The sequence below is a fragment of the Halopseudomonas sp. genome (assembly GCF_041579695.1).
GTDB lineage: Bacteria > Pseudomonadota > Gammaproteobacteria > Pseudomonadales > Pseudomonadaceae > Halopseudomonas.
Map to the genome: position 1 here is coordinate 34,636 of NZ_JBFGFI010000013.1, position 17,448 is coordinate 52,083.

Sequence of the window (17,448 nt, forward strand, 5' to 3'; positions counted from 1 at the left end):
TCGTCCATGGGAGATTTGAGCATGAAGAGCAAGAGTGGTGGTGCCCTTGTTGCAATGGTCGCGGTGGCATTTGCCAGCGCCGCACAGGCAGCGGATTACCAGATTGAAACGGTAGCTGAAGGACTCGAGTTTCCGTGGTCCCTGGCCTTTTTGCCTGACGGTGGCATGCTGGTCACCGAACGGGCCGGTCGTTTGCGGCATATTGATGCTGCAGGTGAACTGCAGGCAGCGGCGATCGAGGGTATCCCAGAGGCGTTTGCCAGCGGCCAGGCCGGGATGTTCGAAGTAGCCCTGGACCCGGAGTTTGAGAGTAACAACCGCATCTTCCTCAGTTATGCCTGTGGTACCCAGGAGGCCAACCATACCTGTCTGAGTAGCGCGGTCTTCACCGGCGGCAGCTTGCGGGAGGTGGACGAGCTGTTCCGTGTGCAACCTGCCAAGGCCGGCGATGCCCATTACGGTGGACGCATCGCCTTTCTGCCCGACCACACGTTGTTGCTGACGCTGGGTGATGGCTTCGATTACCGGGAAGAAGCACAGAAGACCGCCAGTCATATCGGCTCGATCGTGCGCCTGAATCGTGACGGCTCGGTGCCGGAAGACAATCCCTATATCGACCAGAGCGACGCGCTGCCGGAGCTTTACAGCATCGGCCATCGCAACGTGCAGGGAATTGTCTATGACGAGCAGAACGGTCGCGTACTGAGCCACGAGCACGGGCCGCGTGGCGGCGATGAGCTGAACCTGATCGAGTCGGGTAACAATTATGGCTGGCCGAAGATCACCTACGGCTTGGATTACAACGGCTCGGTCATCAGTCCCTACACCTCGTTACCTGGGCTGGAGCAGCCATTGGTGCAATGGACGCCGTCCATCGCCCCCTCCGGCATGACGCTGTATCGCGGCGACCTGTTTCCTGCCTGGCAAGACAGCCTGATGATCTCTGCGCTGGCAGCCCGTAATGTGCGCCGGGTCGAGCTCGAGGGTAACGAAGTCATCGCACAGGAAACCCTGTTCGAGGAACTGGGAGCGCGTTTTCGTGACGTGCGCACCGGCCCTGACGGTGCCTTGTATCTGCTGACCGACGCTGCTGAAGGCAAGGTTCTGCGAGTGGTACCCGCAGATTGAGTGGACGGGACGGCCGATCAGCTTGCGGTCAGGCCGGCTGGCCGTCAACCGGACCTGGATGATAGAAGCTGACGCCACCCCTACCACTGCGCTTGCGCGCGTAACGCGCCATGTCGGCGTGGCGCAGCAGTAGCGGCATGTCCAGTTCCGCCGCCTGGGTCAGAGTCACCCCGACATTTGGCTCCATCGACACGCTCTGATCCTCCAGTTCGACGCTTGGCGTGAGCGTTTCAAGCAGCCACTCGGCTACAATCCGCGCCGCGTTCGGGTCTGATACATCATCAGCTACCAGAACAAATTCAGCACCTTCCAGGCGGGCAACAAAGTCAGTTTCCCTTGCCGCCCGTGCCAGCCGATGGGCGATGACGCAGAGTATCGCGTCTGCAGTCGCGCCGCCCAATTGGTCAGCCAGTTGCCTGAATCTGTCCAGGTCGATCAGCATCACTGCCAGCGGCGTTTGGCGCCGCCGGCTGCGCCGCAGGACTTGATCTATATGGCGATCCAGCGCAGCTCGGTTAGCCAGACTGGTCAGTGGATCCTCGAGCAATGCCTTGCTTGACTTGGCTCGGGCATCCTCCAGTTCCGTAGCGGTTTGTTTCAGTTACAGTTGGGCCCCCGCATGCGCACTCGGCGCGACACTGAGTTGATTCTGACAGGCTTGCCGCGCTGCTGCCCTGGACAGCCAGGTCGGTCAGCGAATGCACAGGAACCAGGCCTGTTGCGCGCAGCGTAAACAGCGTGATACCCAGGGCATGAATGTGGTTTCCAGTAGAAAGACTCTGACCGCGGTGAGCTGTTGCCCCACGGCTCGCATTAGGCAAATGAACGCAAGCAGCGTACCCGCGATCGCCAGCCAGGGTACGGCGCGGCTTGCCCACGCAGGGGACAGCAGCAGGCTAATCAGCGCGAGCGCCGCGCTGATCAGTGCCAGCCCACCGAGCAGCGCGCGCCAGGGGTCGGAAAGCGCTTGCCAGCATACAGGTTGCGCAGCAACAGCAGGCCACAGGCATTCGCCGCGGCCAGCATGAATAACAGAAGGTGATTGCCGTAAAGGAGGTAATTGCGATTACGCAGCAAACCGCCGAGCAGCAGATGATAGATCCCCAGGCCAAGCATCAGTCCGCAGTAGAGTGCGACCGTTGCTGTGCTTCCCACGTTGTGGCTGGCGAACGCCGCCGGGGACCAGAGCTGGCTGGTAACGCCAATGCTGCCCATGGATTCGGCGCGCGCATACACAGTGATCTGCTCGCCCGGCGCAAGCTTAGCGTGAAAACAGCATTGCGGCGGGGGAAGTCGCGCTCGGCCAGCGCTACGCCGAGACCGCTTACACGCTCGGGCTGGCCTTCCTGGAATAGCCACCACCCGGCTCAGCGAAGAGTAGGGGAAATAAACATGCAACAGGCTCTCGTGGGTTGCAGTGGACTGGATCCCGATATTCATCCGGAGAGCATCAGAGCTGTAGCCGAAGTGCATGTTGTTGTAGTTGGAAGTCGCAGTCCAGGCCTCGGTGCCGCCGGAAGGCAGCGCCGGAGGTGCCTCACGCCTCACGCCTCGAGGGCGACGGTGTGGTATGCAGCACGACGCCATGACGGCCGCTCCGCTTGCGCTGATACATGGCCTGATCCGCTTGGCGCATCAATGCCTCCACGTCAGGCTCGATGCCGTTGCTCAGACTGATGCCGATGCTGGCACCAACGCTGACACTGACACCGTCCAGCTCGAGCGGCATGCTCAAGGCGTCGAGCAGTCGCTGCCCCTGCTGCAGGGCATCCTCCGGGCCTGCTATTCCTTCGCTGATCAGTATGAACTCGTCGCCTCCAAGCCGGCCGACCAGGTCGGTCTGGCGGGCGCAGTCAGTCAGGCGCCTGGCGATTTCAACCAGCACCTGGTCGCCGACATCGTGCCCCAGTTCGTCATTGATCGACTTGAAACCGTCCAGATCAATAAGGGTCAACGACAGAAACTCGCGTCGTCGGGCAGTGCGCTGCATCGCTTGCGGCAAGTGGCGGCTCAGCGCACTACGATTCCCCAGACCGGTCAGCGGGTCCTGCATGGCGAGTAATTCCAGTTGCTTGTTGGCTTCGGCCAGTGCTTCGGTGCGCTCGGCAACGCGCAGCGCGAGTATGCGCTCTTGATGGACCAGCGCCTGCACAACCTGTTTCTGCGCGGAAAGTGCCTGGAGCTGGGCCTGTTCCTTGAGACGTTTGAGCTCGTTGAATCGCGCCGCCAGTCCCAGCGAGAGAAGCAGCATTTCCACTGCTGAGCCGATCTGCATTGCGTTTACAGTAATGAAGTTGGAGGGGACCAAGCCGAAATTGCGCAATCCCAGGAGCATCCCGCCAACCAGCAACATGAGCCAGGCAATGACGAATATTCTTGCACCGGGGATCCGCTTGATCACGCAAACCAGGCCAGCAGCGAAAAGTACCACCGTGGTCAACAGGCCGGTAATCGACATCAACTGCAAGGCCGGCTGGATAGGAATGAACAGGGTGACCAGGGTGGCCAGCATCGCGCACCAGGCAAAGGTCGCCAGCAGCGCATCGAGAACCGGTGTGCGCCTTGCGGTATCGAGAAACGAACGGGTGAACAGCACGCCCACTGCAGCTGAAAGGCTGAGTCCGAAAGGGAGAATGCGATTGCCGGGTGCGCCCAGACCGGGCCAGATGAACTGAGCGCCCAGGCCATTGATTGCAGCCACACCGGCGCCGAAAGAGACGACGAAGCATACGTAGAGTACAAAAGAGCGTTCACGCAGTACGGCGAACAACAGAAGGTTGTAGATGGCCAGTGCCAGCAACATGCCAAAATAGAGAGCTAGCAGGACGTAGGAGGCTTGGCTGTGTTCATGGAAATGCTCTGCCTGCCATAGTTGCGCATCGAGCGTGAGACTGCCATGCGATTGCGCGGCAATGTACAGCGTGCGGGTTTCCCCAGGCTCCAGGCGCAACCCGAAGATGGGGTTCCGATGCTTCAGATCCCGTTGCTTGTATGGCAGCGTATCGCCCTGGTGCTGCACGCTGGTGCCGTCTGCACCGACACTGTAGAGAGTGACCCGGTCCAATGACGGATAGCGCATCTCGAGTATCCAGTCGGTGCTGTGCTCGGCTGCGGAGACTACCGTCACTTTCAGCCAGACCCGATCCTGGGTATAGCTGAAATTGAGGCCGCCGCGTTCGCTGGTCGGGCGAAACGCACCAGGCTGGTCCATTACACTGCTGGGGTCGAGACTGTTTCCGGGGTCGCGCAGGTAACTGACAAAAGGCTGCAGGTCGGAGACTGTTACTGTGGAGTCATCGAGCACCAGCGTTGGAGCGGCCAGCGCGGTGATGCTGAGCAATGAAACCCAGGCGAGCAGCAGAATGCGCAATGACAAGACGCGCATGGCCTTGCAGGGTCGAGCGTGCGTTAAAAGGACCATATGCGAAGTGTGACCTGAATCCCTGGTAATTCATCATCGGCGGCCGGCGTGTTCTGCCAGGCTGGCTGAAATTGCGATCAGCAGCTTTTGTGAAGTGGTTGGCTTTCCCTGACCGCGACTATAGGTCTGTGCTGGTGCTTGCGTCAAACTCGGATGACGAGCGTCGTGCCTGCTGCCGAAAGCCACGGGGCGTCACACCCAGCCAGCGACGGAAGGTGCGGCTGAAGTTGGTCGGATCGAGATAGCCCAGGCGCTCCGCCACGCTTTCGATACTCAGGCTGGTCTGGGATAGAAACCAGCACGCCAGATCACAGCGGACATCGTCCAGCAGGGTCTGGTAGCGCACGCCCTCATCACCCAGATGACGTATCAGCGTGCGCGGCGCCATGTGTTCCTGGGCCGCCATCTGCTCAAGGGTCGGATACTGGCTGTCACAGCTGAGCAAGCGTTGCTTGATCCGCTCGCTGAGAGAGCCGCCGCGCACCAGGCGCTGTAACTGATTCTCACAGTCGCGCAGGGCAAGGCGTTCTGCTTCAAGATCCGAGGCCAGGCAGGGGCTGTCCAGATAGCCTATCGGCAGCTCCAGGCGGAGCTGATCGCTGTTGAACTGCACCTTGCCCGCCACCTGGCGATAGGCCTCGGACCACTGGGTTTCCGGCATGGGCCAGTGCAGGGTCAGCTGCTGATGCATGGGCAGGCCGGTCGCCGTTTCCAGCAAGCGCAGTATCGCGGTGGTGAAATGGCCAAGCAGATATTCGCGCAGTTCGGGCAGAATCAGTCGTTCGTCGAGCACCAGCATCGCTGGCTGCTGGGGATCGATCCTGAACGCGGCAATGTTCTGCCGTAGGCTTGAGTACCGATTGATTATGCCCACGGCTGAGCGGACGTTGCCGGTGACGATACTGGCATAGCCAGCTGCGCCGTGGGCGGAGACGTCGGTGTGTCGACCCACTTCGATGCCCAGCCACGGGCATTGGCTGAGCGCAAGCGCGTGCAGTACCAGGCGGTGCATCTGATCAAAGCTGAGAAAGCTGTTGTCGTGGTGCAGCGTATTCCAGTTCAGCCGCGTTCCTTCCAGAATCTGCGTTTCGGAAAAACCGCGCCGTTTCAGTTCGGCGCAGATCAGTCGCGCATAGACCGGATGAATCGAGGGGCTTAGCCAGAGTTGCTGGTTGAACATGAACCGCACCGCTGCCGAATGGAATTGTCACAATATGACGATTTATTGCCCGTTGCAACGGTAGGCGGCGTCAGAGCGGGGGAGGATGATCGAATTGTAATCGGCTAATTCCGTGAAATAACAACAAAGGTATCCGATATGAACAGTTTCGCCCCTGCCTCCGAATCGAGCCCGGAGTATGTCGACCGCAAGAGACACCTCTGGCTGTTTTCGCTTCTCGTGCCCTGCATCGCTCTGATTGGCCCTTTGATGTACATGTTCGTGTCGGCGAATCCGTTGTGGTTATGGCTGCCGACCCTTTTCAGCTATCTGATTATTCCGCTGCTCGATGCGGTAATCGGTGAGGACCAGAGCAATCCTCCAGAGGACGCGGTTCCGGCACTGGAAGCAGACCCGTACTACAAGTACGTCACCTATGCCCTGGTGCCGATTCTCTGGGCCAGCTTTCTGGTCAGTGTTATTTTCGTCGGCACTCACGATCTGCCCTGGCATGGTGTGCTGGCGGTGATACTGGCTGCCGGCGGTACCCTGGGATATGGCTTGAATCTGGGCCACGAAATGGGCCATAAAAAGACCAGCCTTGAACGCTGGTTGGCAAAGATTACGCTGGCGCTGGGCTTCTACGGACATTTTTTTGTTGAACATAACCGGGGTCACCATCGCGACGTGGCCACCCCGATAGACCCGGCCTCCTCGCGCATGGGCGAAAGCATCTACCGCTTTGTCTTTCGCGAGATGCCCGGCGCCTTCTTCCGGGCCTGGGATCTTGAAGCCGAGCGACTTGATCGCTGTGGCAAGTCAGTATGGAGTCTGGACAACGAAATCATCCAGCCGGCGCTAATCAGCATTGCACTATATGGCACGCTTATCGCGTTTCTGGGAGTGGAGATGATTCCGGTGCTGCTGCTGATCGCGTTCTGGGGTGCTTTCCAGCTGACCCAGGCGAATTACATCGAGCATTACGGTCTTTTGCGCAAGCAGCAGGCCAATGGCCGCTATGAACGGTGTCAGCCCTACCATTCGTGGAACAGTAATCATCTGTTCTCGAACTGGGCTCTGTTTCATCTGCAGCGTCACTCCGACCACCATGCGCATCCCACGCGTCGCTACCAGTCCCTGCGTGATTTCCCCGACCTGCCGCGCCTGCCGAACGGCTATTTCGGCATGTACGCGATTGCCTACGTTCCGTCGCTGTGGTTCAAGGTGATGGACAAGCGGTTGCTTGACGCCGTAGAGCGCGACCCTTCGCGGATCAACTTCGAGCCGGCCAAGCGTGAACGGCTGATGCGTAGGTATGGTCTGGGCGATGCACAGAAAGACCCTGTGGCTGAGGGGGTGGTTGCATGAGCCGCTATCTCTGTCCTGAATGTGGCTATGTCTACGATGAGGCGGTTGGCGATGCGCACATGGGCTTCTCGGCAGGGACCGCCTGGGACGAGCTCCCGGAGGACTTCGTCTGCCCCGATTGCGCCATTAGCTACAAGGACGACTTCACCGGCAGCGACGAAAGCCCGCCCTAGAGCGGCCAGACCCAGAGCAGCATCGGCACGCTGACGGCAACGACCAAGACTTCGACCGGTAAGCCGAGACGCCAGTAATCGCCAAAGCGGAAACCGCCCGGGCCAAGAATCAGAGTGTTGTTTTGGTGCCCGATGGGTGTCAGAAAGGCGCACGAGGCGCCTATGGCAACCGCCATGAGGTAGCTGTCGGGATTGACTCCCAAAAGATTTGCGATGCTCAGCGCAATCGGGCACATGACGGCCGCCGTAGCGGCATTGTTCATGAAATCAGAGAGCATCATTGTGATGATCAGAACCAGTGTCAGTCCGACAACAGCGTTGCCCTGTGCCACCTGGTCGAGCAGCGTTCGGGCCAGAAGGTCCGCGGCGCCAGTTTCGGCCATTGCCGCAGCCAGGGGCATTAAGGCTCCGAGCAGAACGATTATCGGCCAATCCACCGCATCATATATTTTGCGCAGCGGAATGACTTTGGTCAGCATGTAACCTAGGACGCCCAGCGTGAATGCCAACGCAGCGGGCAGTACGCCGGTCGCCGCGAGCAGCACGACTGCGAGCATGATGGCCACTGCGGTGATGGCCTTGTTTCGGTGCGGAATCAGTATTGCCCGTGGCGCCAGGGGAATGCAGCGGTACTCGCTAGCAAATGTGTTGATTGCTTCGGCCCGGCCTTGCATCAGCAATACGTCGCCCGCACCAAGATGTGTCCAGCGCAGGCGCCTGATGGAGCGATGACCTTGCCGTGAGATGGCGAGCAGGTTAATGCCGAATCGAGAGCGGATCTGCAGGTCCGTTGCGCTTCGATCGACTAGCAGGGAGTTGGTTTGTACGACCAGCTCCTGCAGCGTCATGTGATCATCCTGGTTCTTCTCACTGCTTTCTTTTTTTGCTTTTTCCTTTGCTTCCGCTGGTTCGACAGCTGCAGATTGTGCATTCGCATTTTGTGCCGCGGTGGTTCCCGAACCATCCTCTGTCTCTTCCTGGTCGTGGGCGTGCGCGCTCTTACGCGTGTCCACAGCCTCTTCCAGTTTCATGCCCAGCGTGGTGAGCGTCGTCCCCAGTGCGCCGGGGTCTGCTTCTATGACCAGAATGTCACCGGCGCGCAATGTCTCATTTGGCAGCGGGGAGATGACCCGGAAATCGTTACGTACCAGTCCGACTATCTGGGCATCTTCTTCGTCCAGGAGCTTTTCTACGTCGCCGAGCCGGCGATCCACCAGTTTGGCATCTTCTCCTATACGCACTTCAGTAAGGTAGGTCCCGGTATCGAAGCTTTCAGCGTCATGTTTCTCGCGATGGGGGACAAGCCAGCGTCCAAAAAGGACAATAAATATGACGCCAATCAGGGCGACGGATAGTCCTACCGGGGTAAAGTCGAACATAGTGAAGGACGAGCCGATCTCAGCACGACGGAAGTCTGCGACGATCAGATTGGGCGGCGTGCCGATAAGGGTAGTCATGCCACCGAGAATCGTGCCGAATGCCAGGGGCATCAGCACCTTGCCAGGGGCTATCTCCTGACGTTTAGCTATCTGCATGGCGATGGGCATGAGCAGTGCCATGGCGCCAACGTTGTTCATGAATCCGGAAAACGCGGCTCCCAGGAGGGTCAGCGCACCAATGCTGATTAGCGGTCCGCTGTCTCGCGGCAGAATCTTTTGAGCCACATACTCAACGGCGCCCGTGGTCTGGAGGCCATAACCGAGAATAAGCACGGCGGCTACCGTGATGACTGCAGGTTGAGCGAAACCACTGAACGCTTCGGTAGTCGGGATCAGGCCGGTAAATACGCAAGCGAGCAAAGCGGCGAGGGCGACAACGTCGTGACGCAGGCGATCCCACAGAAACAGGCCGATGGTGGTGGCCAAGATAGCGAAAATCATAACTTGCTCAAGATTCATCTTGTACTCATCTTGGCAAAGCTTTCAATACTTTTGGATGCGCTCAAAACAGTCGCACCTTGAAACGACGACCCTTGATCTTGCCTTGCTCCAGACGCTGCAGCGCGACCGGCGCCAAGTCGCGCTTGATCGCAACCAGCGCCTGATAGTCGGTGATGCTGATCTTGCCAATCGCATCGGCGGGCAGTCCTGCGTCTCCGGTCAGCGCGCCAAGCAAGTCGCCGGGACGTACCTTGTCCTTTCGGCCCCCGGAAATCGCCAGGGTACGCATCGGGGCAATGAGCGGGGTATCCAGCGTTTCCGGTAGCTGGGCGGTAGGATGCCAGTCAAGCGGGCGCCCTTGGGCGGTTTCGATCGCGGTCGCGCGGCCGCCCTCCGAGGGAGCAACCAGACTCAGTGCCAGGCCGGGCTCGCCGGCGCGGCCGCTACGCCCAATACGATGAGTATGCACTGCCGGATCGGGGGAGAGCTCGACGTTGATCACGGCGGCAACACCAGCAATATCTATACCCCGCGCGGCCACATCGGTGGCGACCAGTACGCTGCAGCTCTGATTGGCGAACAGCGCGAGCACTTCATCGCGCTCGCGCTGCTCCATATCGCCATGCAGGGTCAGGGCACTGACCTTGTGCGCCTGCAGGTGCTGGAGCAGGTCCTGGCACTGCTGACGGGTATGGCAGAACGCTATGCAGGGTTGCAGGCGTTCTGCGGCCAGCAGGCGGACTACCGCCTGCAGCCGTTCCTTGGGCGTGATTTCGTAGAAGCGCTGCAAAATCGGGTTCTGTGGTTCGCTATCCTCGATGCTGACGCGCTGGGGCGCCTGCAGGAAACGGCTGGCGAGCGCCTCGATCGACGCTGGATAGGTAGCCGAGAACAGCAATGTCTGTCGGCGTTTGGGCGCCATTTCGATAATTGCGCTGATGGCATCATGAAAGCCCATGTCGAGCATTCGGTCGGCTTCGTCCAGCACCAGGCAGTTCAGCCCGTTGAGTTCCAGCGTGCCGCGATCAAGGTGATCCTTGATCCGGCCTGGGGTGCCGACGATAACATGGGCTCCCTGTTCCAGTGAGGCCGCCTGGGGCCCGAAAGGCGTGCCGCCACAGAGCGTGACGATCTTGATGTTGGGCATCGCCCTGGCCAGCGTGCGCAGCGCAGTGGCGGTCTGCGCGGCGAGTTCGCGGGTGGGGCTCATGACCAGCGCCTGACAACCCAGAAAGGCCGGATTGAGCGGTACCAGCAATCCGATACCGAACGCGGCGGTCTTGCCGCTACCGGTCCGCGACTGGGCAATCAGGTCGTTACCAGTGAGGATCAGCGGTAATGCCGCAGCCTGCACCGGCGTCATCTGTTCGAAACCCAGGTGCTCGAGGGTTTGCAGGAGTGCCGATGGCAGCGGTAGCGATGAAAAGGAAGACGAATGCAAGGGGGGCACCTGAAGCGTAATGGCGGCCCATTGTAGCAGAATGGCTAATTGGCTGGCCGCACCAATTTTTTATCCCTCAGCGCCTGATACGTGACCTGCGAAACCCGCCATGGCTGGTGAAAGAGCCGGTATCGCCGGTCATCCAGAAACGCGTCGCACGAATAACTGCGCTGGCGCGGGAAACATGATAGCTGCGTGCCTTGTTGTACGCCCAGCTCCAACCGCGGTTGCTACTGCCCATGATAATCACTCCATGATGATCATTGTCTTAAACGATTTTTGAATAGATGACTACCAGGATGTGACGGGTTAACGTCATCGGGAGAGGATAGGCTATCCCTGCGTCTATCTATTGGCACGTCCTGGTTCGGCGCATATTACGTCAATGTGCCAGCACAATAAAAGAGCGCGGAGCGAAGAACCTACAAATATTCATTTTCTGTCTGCGACTAGTCATTTGCTGCAATCGTCGTGCAATTACGTCCATTTTCCTTGGACTGATACAGGGCCTTGTCTGCCGATTCGATTAGCTGAGTGTGATTGAGCATGGTGTCGACCAGCTCCGCCACACCGAGGCTGATGGTCACGTGCAGGACCTGCCCATTATGTGGGATCTGCAGTGCCGCTATTGCCTTGCGCAGGCGTTCGGCAAACTGGTAGGCCCCGTCGACCGGGGTGTCGGGCAGGAGTACCGCAAATTCTTCCCCGCCATATCGCCCAGCGAAGTCGGTCTCCCTGGCATAGAGCCGGGTCAGACGGGCCACCTCGCGAATTACCTCGTCGCCTAGCTGGTGCCCATAGGTATCATTGAAATTCTTGAAGTGATCGATATCGAACATCAGCAGACTGGTCGGGCGCTCGTAGCGCTGGTGGCGGGAGAACTCGTTCTCCATGCACTGTTCCCAGTGGCGGCGGTTGAGCAGCCCGGTAAGGCCGTCGCGCAGCGCCAGCTCCTGCAGCTGGGTGTTCGCCGACTCCAGTTGCCTTTTGTTGACCGCCACGCTGGTCACGTCATAAATGATCAGGCAAACATGGTCGCTGACGCCGCTGGTGCTGCGCAGCGGCAGAATGGTGACGTTCTGATACATCTCGTCTGCCAGTCCGGTGATCGGCTGGTAACTCTTGAACCGGACCAGGTTGGGACGCTGCTCCCAGATCGTGAAGGCGCGCGTGCCCAGCATCACCGCCGTTTCGACCTTGCGGCTGAACCAGTTGCGCTCTATTTCGGGAAACACCTCGAACAGTGTTCGCCCGGCAACTTCGTCCGCTCCCAGCCCGGAGTGGTTTTCCATGAAGCTGTTCCAGACGTCGATCCGGTACTCGCGATCCATGACCACTACACCGACGTCGATGCTCTGGACTACGTCCAGAAGCCAGTGAAGTTCGGTGATGTCAAACTGGGCGGGCATTGTCCGGTCCTTTTCGTGCTTTCAGTTGATCATAAAGTCGAGTTTTTCCCGTAGCCGGGGAACCGAATCCTCGGTGAACAGCAGCAGCAGGTCGAAATGGATATCCAGGTCTTCCAGTCCATAACTGATTTCCACAGCCAGAGTGCGTTTCCAGCGCCGCTGGTTGATGCGTACCAGGTCTTCAATCGGGCAGTGCTGCCCGAGTACCAGGGGATGGCTTTGTGACAGACTGATGTTGAGCTGTTCCGATAGGCCATTGAGGCAGGCGCCGATAATGATGGTAGCCAGATCGAGCAGCATCTCCAGCCGCGCCGACTCATCCTCCTGGGTCTCCAGTAGCCTGGCAACATCGTTGATTTCAGCATCATGAAATATGAGCAGCGCTTCGCCGGCCACGCCGCCGCCAATATAACCCTGACAAATGGCAGTAAGACTCTGGCCGCGCTGGGCATCAGCGAGAGTCATGTGCAGCTCGCCGACCTCCAGGATGTTCACATTGGGTATCGGTAACTGGATGAACACGCCGAGCACCTTGCTCAGCAGGTTGGCTGCCCGGCCCATGGCAATGTTGGTTACTTCCCGAAAAGCGTCGCGGAATGAAACATTGGGCAGGTCGGAGAAATGGGATGTCTGTTCTGCTGCCGTCCGGGTCAGCGGAATATCGACTCCGAGTGCATTGAGCGCGTCGGCCAGCTGCATCGGGTCAGCTGGTTTCTTTATGAAAGCCTTTGCGCCCAGCGCCTTGGCTCTGCGTACCGCTTCATCCTGGACGTCGCCGGACACTACAATGACTTCAGCCTGCAGTCCTTCTTCGCGCAGCCGGGAGAGCAGCCCGAAACCGTCCATTTCGGGCATCGTCAGATCGAGGAGAACGATTTGGCCATCGCCCTGGCGAATGGCTTCCAGTCCTTCCAACCCATTGGCTGCCTGTGTTATCCGGAATGGCCAGTTGGATGGCAGCGACCGGATAAGTTGTTTGCGGGCCATGTTCGAGTCGTCGCACACCAGCAATGGTATGGTACTCACATCCACTATCCTTGTTACATTGCGCGATTTGAATGAATTTGTCGCCAATTGGCGCTTGCCTAGCGAAGGCATTTGGCCATACTTTGCGCAAGAATGCCAAGCCGCGTGGTAATTGAGAAGCGATTATGCGCAAAAGTCGAGGACTTTTTCGTTAACCGCCAGCCGGGGAGGCCCATGGAGAAAATTGGCAGCCGATTCAGGAGTGAACGGATGGACGAGGGATTGGAGGCCAGCCAGCAGCACAGGCGACTGGTACTCAAGGCGCTATTATGGATGACAGTCGTGAGCGGTACCCTGTTCGCTGGATTGAATATAGGCCGCGAATTGTGGCTTCTCGCGGTGGGCGAGGTTTTTTTTGTGCTGCTTGCCCTCGCTGTATTGCGTCTTGTCGACCGTACCCGGCATCTGATGTGGGTAACAGTAGCCTTTCTGGTTCCATTTTTTTCATTGATGGTACTGGCGATGCTGCTCCCACGCACTTCTTTCACCGTGTTCGCCTGGATCCAGACTATTCCGATCATCTGCTATTTACTGCTGGGTCTGCGCGGTGGTTTCTGGATGTCGTTTGTGTTTATCAGTCTGGCCGTGGCCGCTTTCGGTTATCGCTATCAGGTGCAGGAATCGCTGCTTAGCCTGATGATGATGGCGAACGTAGGTTTAAGCAGCATGGCAATCCTGCTGCTCTCTCATATTTACGAGCGCAGCCGGGTCAGGAACGAAGCGCGACTCATCGAGCTGGCGAGCACTGATAATCTGACGGGCCTGGCCAATCGCATGAAGCTCGCCGAAGTACTCGAACGTGAGCGTAGCCATGCACTGCGCGACAACAAGCCGCTCTCGCTGATTGTTCTGGATGTCGACTACTTCAAGCGCATCAATGATCAGTATGGCCATGACGTGGGTGATCGCGCGCTATGTCATCTGTCCACAACGCTCTCTGGCCGCCTGCGTGACACCGACCTGCTTTGCCGGCTCGGCGGCGAGGAGTTCGCTATTTTGCTGCCGGGCGCTGCGCTTGATCAGGCTGCCGAGCTTGCCAATGATCTGCGCCGGCATCTTAGCGACAATCCCCTGGATGTCGGCGCGGCTAGCCAGGTTATGACCTTCAGTGCCGGAGTGGCGGCGCTCGGAGAGGATGGACAATCCCTGGATGAGCTGATGCAAACCGCTGACAGGCGCATGTACGAAGCGAAAGCGGCCGGACGCGACCAGGTCGTGGCTGCCGGCCAGCAATATCCGCTCTCTACCCCGCGTCATCTATGACGTAACGCGGCTGTAATAAATAACGCACATATGTAAATAAAACTGAATACGCACTGTTATCTTCTACACTGATTGTCGGGCGTGAGGCCCCTGGTCCGAGCAGAAGGAGAATGACATGCATATTGGTGTGCCGCGGGAAATCAAGAACCATGAATATCGGGTAGGCCTGACGCCGACGGCCGTTGCCGAACTGGTGCGCAGCGGGCATGAGGTAACGGTCGAGCATGATGCAGGCGCGGCGATTGGCTTCACTGATAACGACTATGCCGCGGCCGGCGCGCAGCTGGGTAGTGTCGAGACGGTTTTCCAGCGAGGGCAGTTGATCGTCAAGGTCAAGGAGCCGCAGGAGCAGGAGCGCGCGCGCCTGGGACCGAAGCACATTCTTTTTACCTACCTGCATCTCGCTCCGGACCGGCCGCAAACGCAGGGCCTGCTCTCCTCCGGCGCGTTGTGTATAGCCTATGAAACAGTGACCGATGCCCGCGGCGGCCTGCCCTTACTGGCGCCCATGTCGGAGGTGGCGGGGCGGATGGCCGTGCAGGCCGGTGCCGGGTGTCTGGAAAAAGCCCGTGGGGGCCGCGGTGTACTGCTTGGCGGCGTTCCAGGCGTTCCGCGTGGGCGGGTAGTGATTCTCGGTGGTGGGGTCGTCGGCAGCAACGCGCTGGCCATGGCAATTGGTATGGGCGCCGACGTTACCGTACTGGACAAGAATCCCGAGGTGCTCCGCCTGCTTGACGCTCGCTACGGCAACCGTATCAATACCCTTTACTCCACCACGGCAACGCTCGAGGAGCAGGTCGTGGTTGCGGACCTGGTCATCGGCGCCGTTCTGGTTCCGGGTGCCGCTGCGCCAAAGTTGATCAGCGCGGAGCTGGTTTCACGCATGCGGGCTGGGGCGGTGCTGGTTGATGTGGCTATCGATCAGGGTGGTTGCGCCGAAACCTCGCGCGCCACGACCCATGCCGATCCCACCTATGTAGTCGATGATGTAGTGCATTACTGTGTCGCCAATATGCCAGGTGCGGTGGCGCGCACCGCCACTCAGGCGCTGAACAACGCGACGCTGCCCTTTGTATTGGCGCTCGCCAACAAGGGTGGCAGGCAGGCATTGAGCGAAGATCCCCACTTGCGCCGCGGACTGAATGTGGCGGCGGGGCAACTTACCAACGCCAGCGTCGGCGAAGCGCTGGGAATACCGGCTCAATCGCCTGAAGATGCTTTGGCTGCGATGCGCTGATTTGCGTCGGTGGACACCTGCGGAATCAGGTACACGGATCTGCGCTGCAGTATCTCGGCATGCAGCTCCTCTATGCGCTGGTCCTTCGCCTGCCACAGATTATTGACCCATTTCTGAAAGCGGATCCGGAACGCGGGGTCATTCGCATAGTCGCCGGCAAACAGCTCGTCGGCGAGCTCTAGCTGGCGGATGTCGATCACCACCCGGTCGACGCGTCCGCTGATTAGAGCCCAGAATCCGGGGGGCTTGCCCTGCGGATAGACGATAGTAACGTCCAGCAGCGAACGCATTTGTTTGCCCAGGGCAGCCATTACAAAAGCGACGCCGCCGGATTTGGGTCTGAGCAAATACCGGAAGGGTGAGTTCTGCGCCCGATGCTTGGCCGGGGTGAGGCGCGTACCTTCTAGATAGTTGACGATGGTGACAGGCATGTCGCGGAATTTCTGGCACGCGCGCTGGGTAATCTCCAGATCCTTGCCCTTGTCCTGTGGTCTTTTTGCCAGATGGGCTTTGCTGTAGCGTTTCATGAACGGATAGTCCAGTGCCCAGAATGCCAGGCCGAGGAACGGGATCCATACCAGTTGTTTCTTCAGGAAGAACTTGAAATAGGGCGTTTTGCGGTTGAATGCCTGCAGTAGGGCCGGAATATCAACCCAGGATTGGTGGTTGGAGACCACCAGATACGAATGTTGGGGGCTCAACTCGCCCTCGCAGCGGATATCCCAGCGGGTGCCAGTCATACGGCTGATGGTCGCATTCACGCCTTCTGCCCAGGTTTCCGCGATCCACATCACAGCCTGGGAACAGCGCCGTTGGAAACCCCGCAGGGGTATGGCAACCTTGAGCAGTCCTAGGATCAGCATCGGTCCGATTCCGATCAGGGTATAGAACAGAATGACCAGGCAGGTCAGCGTGCCGGTTAACCAGTGTGGCATGTAGCTGTTTCCAATCCGCGATAGCAAAAGAATAGCTTTTTTTGCCTGTGCTGGCAGCCTGTGTCTCACTGACTGCGGCTGCCATCACCCGTTAGGGTGATTGTTCGCGTGCTGGGTTGTACTTAACGTGTCGGCTCAATAGCCTCGGCCTTACTATCCGCCCGGGCATGCCCTGGAGTTCCTGTCCGATGTCGCGGCAACTCGTTTCATCACAGGCCATCGATGGCACTTCCAAGCGGACAGACCCGCACATCAGCGCACTGCCGCTAACGGTGCGGCTGGCGCTCGCGTTTCTCGGCGGGGGCTTCATCGGGATTCCCTGGCTGAGTCCGGAGCTATTCTGGACTGCCTGGTTTGGCTGGGTACCCCTTCTGTTCGCGCTTCGCCATGCCAGTCCCGGCACGGCCCTGCTCTGCGGATGGACTACCGGCACGGTATGTTTTGCCATCGCCAGCCATTGGATGCTGGACTTTGTCGCTCATCTCGACGACTACTCAACTTTCGCTACTGTACTGCTGAGCCTCGGCTTCTGGTTGTACGCCGGTCTTTCTCTGGGGTTGGCCTGCCTGCTTTTCCACTGGTTGACCCGTCGGCTGGGGGGGGCGGAGCTTCTGAGCTTTCCACTGTGTCTGGTCGGCGTGATGGCAGTCTATCCTTTGTTGTTCCAAACACATTTCGCCGAGGCGCAATCCTCGTTTCTGCCTGCTCTGCAGGCGGTGGATCTGGTTGGCGCCAAGGGCCTGGATATCATCATGCTGCTGTTCGCCGCACTGGTTTACCGCATACTGGTGGGCCAGCGACACGGAACAGCGCTGCGCGGGAACCTCGTTGCGGTAGCCATACTGCTTGGCTGGTTTGCCTATGGCGTCATCAGCCTGTCTGTCTGGGACACCCGCATGCAGGATTGGCAGTTGCGTCGCATCGGGCTGGTGCAGCCCAATGATGCTGTGTCACTGGCCGTGCCCGAACCGCCGAAGGGATTCAGCCGGGAAAATCCTGAGGAAATGG

General features: G+C 59.1%; 16 protein-coding genes. 6 read left to right on the top strand and 10 right to left on the bottom strand.

Annotated features, from left to right (window positions below):
* The first annotated feature begins 21 nt into the window (after positions 1–21).
* Positions 22–1,128 carry a PQQ-dependent sugar dehydrogenase gene (locus ABYA88_RS04930; RefSeq protein WP_373185805.1) on the top strand — a complete coding sequence of 369 codons (1,107 nt, stop codon included), beginning with the start codon at positions 22–24 and terminating at the stop codon, positions 1,126–1,128.
* Between the two features lie 28 nt (positions 1,129–1,156).
* Here the strand turns inward: ABYA88_RS04930 and ABYA88_RS04935 are convergent, their stop codons facing one another.
* From ABYA88_RS04935 to ABYA88_RS04950, 4 genes are all read right to left on the bottom strand, one after another.
* A complete protein-coding gene (locus ABYA88_RS04935; RefSeq protein ID WP_373185807.1) occupies positions 1,157–1,675 on the bottom strand; it encodes a diguanylate cyclase domain-containing protein in 519 nt (172 codons plus the stop codon).
* A 374-nt stretch (positions 1,676–2,049) separates the two neighbouring features.
* Positions 2,050–2,364 carry a hypothetical protein gene (locus ABYA88_RS04940; RefSeq protein WP_373185809.1) on the bottom strand — a complete coding sequence of 105 codons (315 nt, stop codon included), beginning with the start codon at positions 2,362–2,364 and terminating at the stop codon, positions 2,050–2,052.
* Between the two features lie 301 nt (positions 2,365–2,665).
* Positions 2,666–4,513, bottom strand: coding sequence for a 7TM diverse intracellular signaling domain-containing protein (locus ABYA88_RS04945; RefSeq protein WP_373185811.1), 1,848 nt, complete (start codon positions 4,511–4,513; stop codon positions 2,666–2,668).
* Positions 4,514–4,667: 154 nt separating this feature from the next.
* A complete protein-coding gene (locus ABYA88_RS04950; RefSeq protein ID WP_373185813.1) occupies positions 4,668–5,729 on the bottom strand; it encodes a helix-turn-helix domain-containing protein in 1,062 nt (353 codons plus the stop codon).
* A 138-nt stretch (positions 5,730–5,867) separates the two neighbouring features.
* On the opposite strand from ABYA88_RS04950, the gene ABYA88_RS04955 reads away from it, so the two are divergent.
* Positions 5,868–7,076 (top strand): alkane 1-monooxygenase, encoded by a 1,209-nt coding sequence (locus ABYA88_RS04955; RefSeq protein WP_373185815.1) that lies wholly within the window; start codon positions 5,868–5,870, stop codon positions 7,074–7,076.
* On the top strand, positions 7,073–7,249 hold the full coding sequence (locus ABYA88_RS04960) for a rubredoxin (RefSeq protein WP_373185817.1): 177 nt from the start codon (positions 7,073–7,075) through the stop codon (positions 7,247–7,249). Before ABYA88_RS04955 ends, ABYA88_RS04960 begins: the two co-directional genes overlap by 4 nt.
* Here ABYA88_RS04960 and ABYA88_RS04965 read toward each other — a convergent pair.
* The 5 genes from ABYA88_RS04965 to ABYA88_RS04985 all read right to left on the bottom strand — a co-directional run bounded on the left by ABYA88_RS04965 (position 7,246) and on the right by ABYA88_RS04985 (position 13,005).
* A complete protein-coding gene (locus ABYA88_RS04965) occupies positions 7,246–9,147 on the bottom strand; it encodes an SLC13 family permease (protein ID WP_373185819.1) in 1,902 nt (633 codons plus the stop codon). The two genes, ABYA88_RS04960 and ABYA88_RS04965, sit on opposite strands and share 4 nt — an antisense overlap.
* A 43-nt stretch (positions 9,148–9,190) precedes the next feature.
* A complete protein-coding gene (gene dbpA / locus ABYA88_RS04970; RefSeq protein ID WP_373185821.1) occupies positions 9,191–10,570 on the bottom strand; it encodes an ATP-dependent RNA helicase DbpA in 1,380 nt (459 codons plus the stop codon).
* 76 nt (positions 10,571–10,646) lie between these two features.
* Entirely contained in the window at positions 10,647–10,811 is a 165-nt protein-coding gene (locus ABYA88_RS04975; RefSeq protein WP_373185823.1) for a hypothetical protein, read from the bottom strand.
* A 208-nt stretch (positions 10,812–11,019) separates the two neighbouring features.
* Positions 11,020–11,979, bottom strand: a complete 960-nt coding sequence (locus ABYA88_RS04980; RefSeq protein WP_373185825.1) for a diguanylate cyclase — start codon at positions 11,977–11,979, stop codon at positions 11,020–11,022.
* 21 nt (positions 11,980–12,000) lie between these two features.
* Positions 12,001–13,005: a response regulator gene (locus ABYA88_RS04985; RefSeq protein WP_373185827.1), complete on the bottom strand. Its 1,005-nt coding sequence runs from the start codon at positions 13,003–13,005 to the stop codon at positions 12,001–12,003.
* Positions 13,006–13,215: 210 nt separating this feature from the next.
* Here ABYA88_RS04985 and ABYA88_RS04990 point away from each other — a divergent pair, with 210 nt between their 5' ends.
* Both ABYA88_RS04990 and ald read left to right on the top strand, forming a co-directional pair.
* Positions 13,216–14,268 carry a GGDEF domain-containing protein gene (locus tag ABYA88_RS04990; RefSeq protein ID WP_373185829.1) on the top strand — a complete coding sequence of 351 codons (1,053 nt, stop codon included), beginning with the start codon at positions 13,216–13,218 and terminating at the stop codon, positions 14,266–14,268.
* Between the two features lie 115 nt (positions 14,269–14,383).
* Positions 14,384–15,505: an alanine dehydrogenase gene (ald, locus tag ABYA88_RS04995; RefSeq protein WP_373185831.1), complete on the top strand. Its 1,122-nt coding sequence runs from the start codon at positions 14,384–14,386 to the stop codon at positions 15,503–15,505.
* On the opposite strand, the gene ABYA88_RS05000 is transcribed toward ald, so the two are convergent.
* Positions 15,469–16,440, bottom strand: coding sequence for an acyltransferase (locus ABYA88_RS05000; RefSeq protein WP_373185833.1), 972 nt, complete (start codon positions 16,438–16,440; stop codon positions 15,469–15,471). The genes ald and ABYA88_RS05000 overlap by 37 nt on opposite strands.
* 188 nt (positions 16,441–16,628) lie before the next feature.
* Here ABYA88_RS05000 and ABYA88_RS05005 point away from each other — a divergent pair.
* Positions 16,629–17,448: hypothetical protein (locus tag ABYA88_RS05005; protein WP_373185835.1), on the top strand; the 820-nt coding region annotated here is incomplete at its 3' end.

Bases quoted from the DNA above. Each gene is read 5' to 3' on its own strand.
- ABYA88_RS04930 (WP_373185805.1), top strand. From the start codon at position 22: ATGAAGAGCAAGAGTGGTGGTGCCCTTGTTGCAATGGTCGCGGTGGCA.
- ABYA88_RS04945 (WP_373185811.1), bottom strand. From the start codon at position 4,513: ATGCGCGTCTTGTCATTGCGCATTCTGCTGCTCGCCTGGGTTTCATTG.
- ABYA88_RS04950 (WP_373185813.1), bottom strand. From the start codon at position 5,729: ATGTTCAACCAGCAACTCTGGCTAAGCCCCTCGATTCATCCGGTCTAT.
- ABYA88_RS04955 (WP_373185815.1), top strand. From the start codon at position 5,868: ATGAACAGTTTCGCCCCTGCCTCCGAATCGAGCCCGGAGTATGTCGAC.
- ABYA88_RS04960 (WP_373185817.1), top strand. From the start codon at position 7,073: ATGAGCCGCTATCTCTGTCCTGAATGTGGCTATGTCTACGATGAGGCG.
- ABYA88_RS04965 (WP_373185819.1), bottom strand. From the start codon at position 9,147: ATGAATCTTGAGCAAGTTATGATTTTCGCTATCTTGGCCACCACCATC.
- ABYA88_RS04975 (WP_373185823.1), bottom strand. From the start codon at position 10,811: ATGGGCAGTAGCAACCGCGGTTGGAGCTGGGCGTACAACAAGGCACGC.
- ABYA88_RS04980 (WP_373185825.1), bottom strand. From the start codon at position 11,979: ATGCCCGCCCAGTTTGACATCACCGAACTTCACTGGCTTCTGGACGTA.
- ABYA88_RS04990 (WP_373185829.1), top strand. From the start codon at position 13,216: ATGGACGAGGGATTGGAGGCCAGCCAGCAGCACAGGCGACTGGTACTC.
- ald (WP_373185831.1), top strand. From the start codon at position 14,384: ATGCATATTGGTGTGCCGCGGGAAATCAAGAACCATGAATATCGGGTA.
- ABYA88_RS05000 (WP_373185833.1), bottom strand. From the start codon at position 16,440: ATGCCACACTGGTTAACCGGCACGCTGACCTGCCTGGTCATTCTGTTC.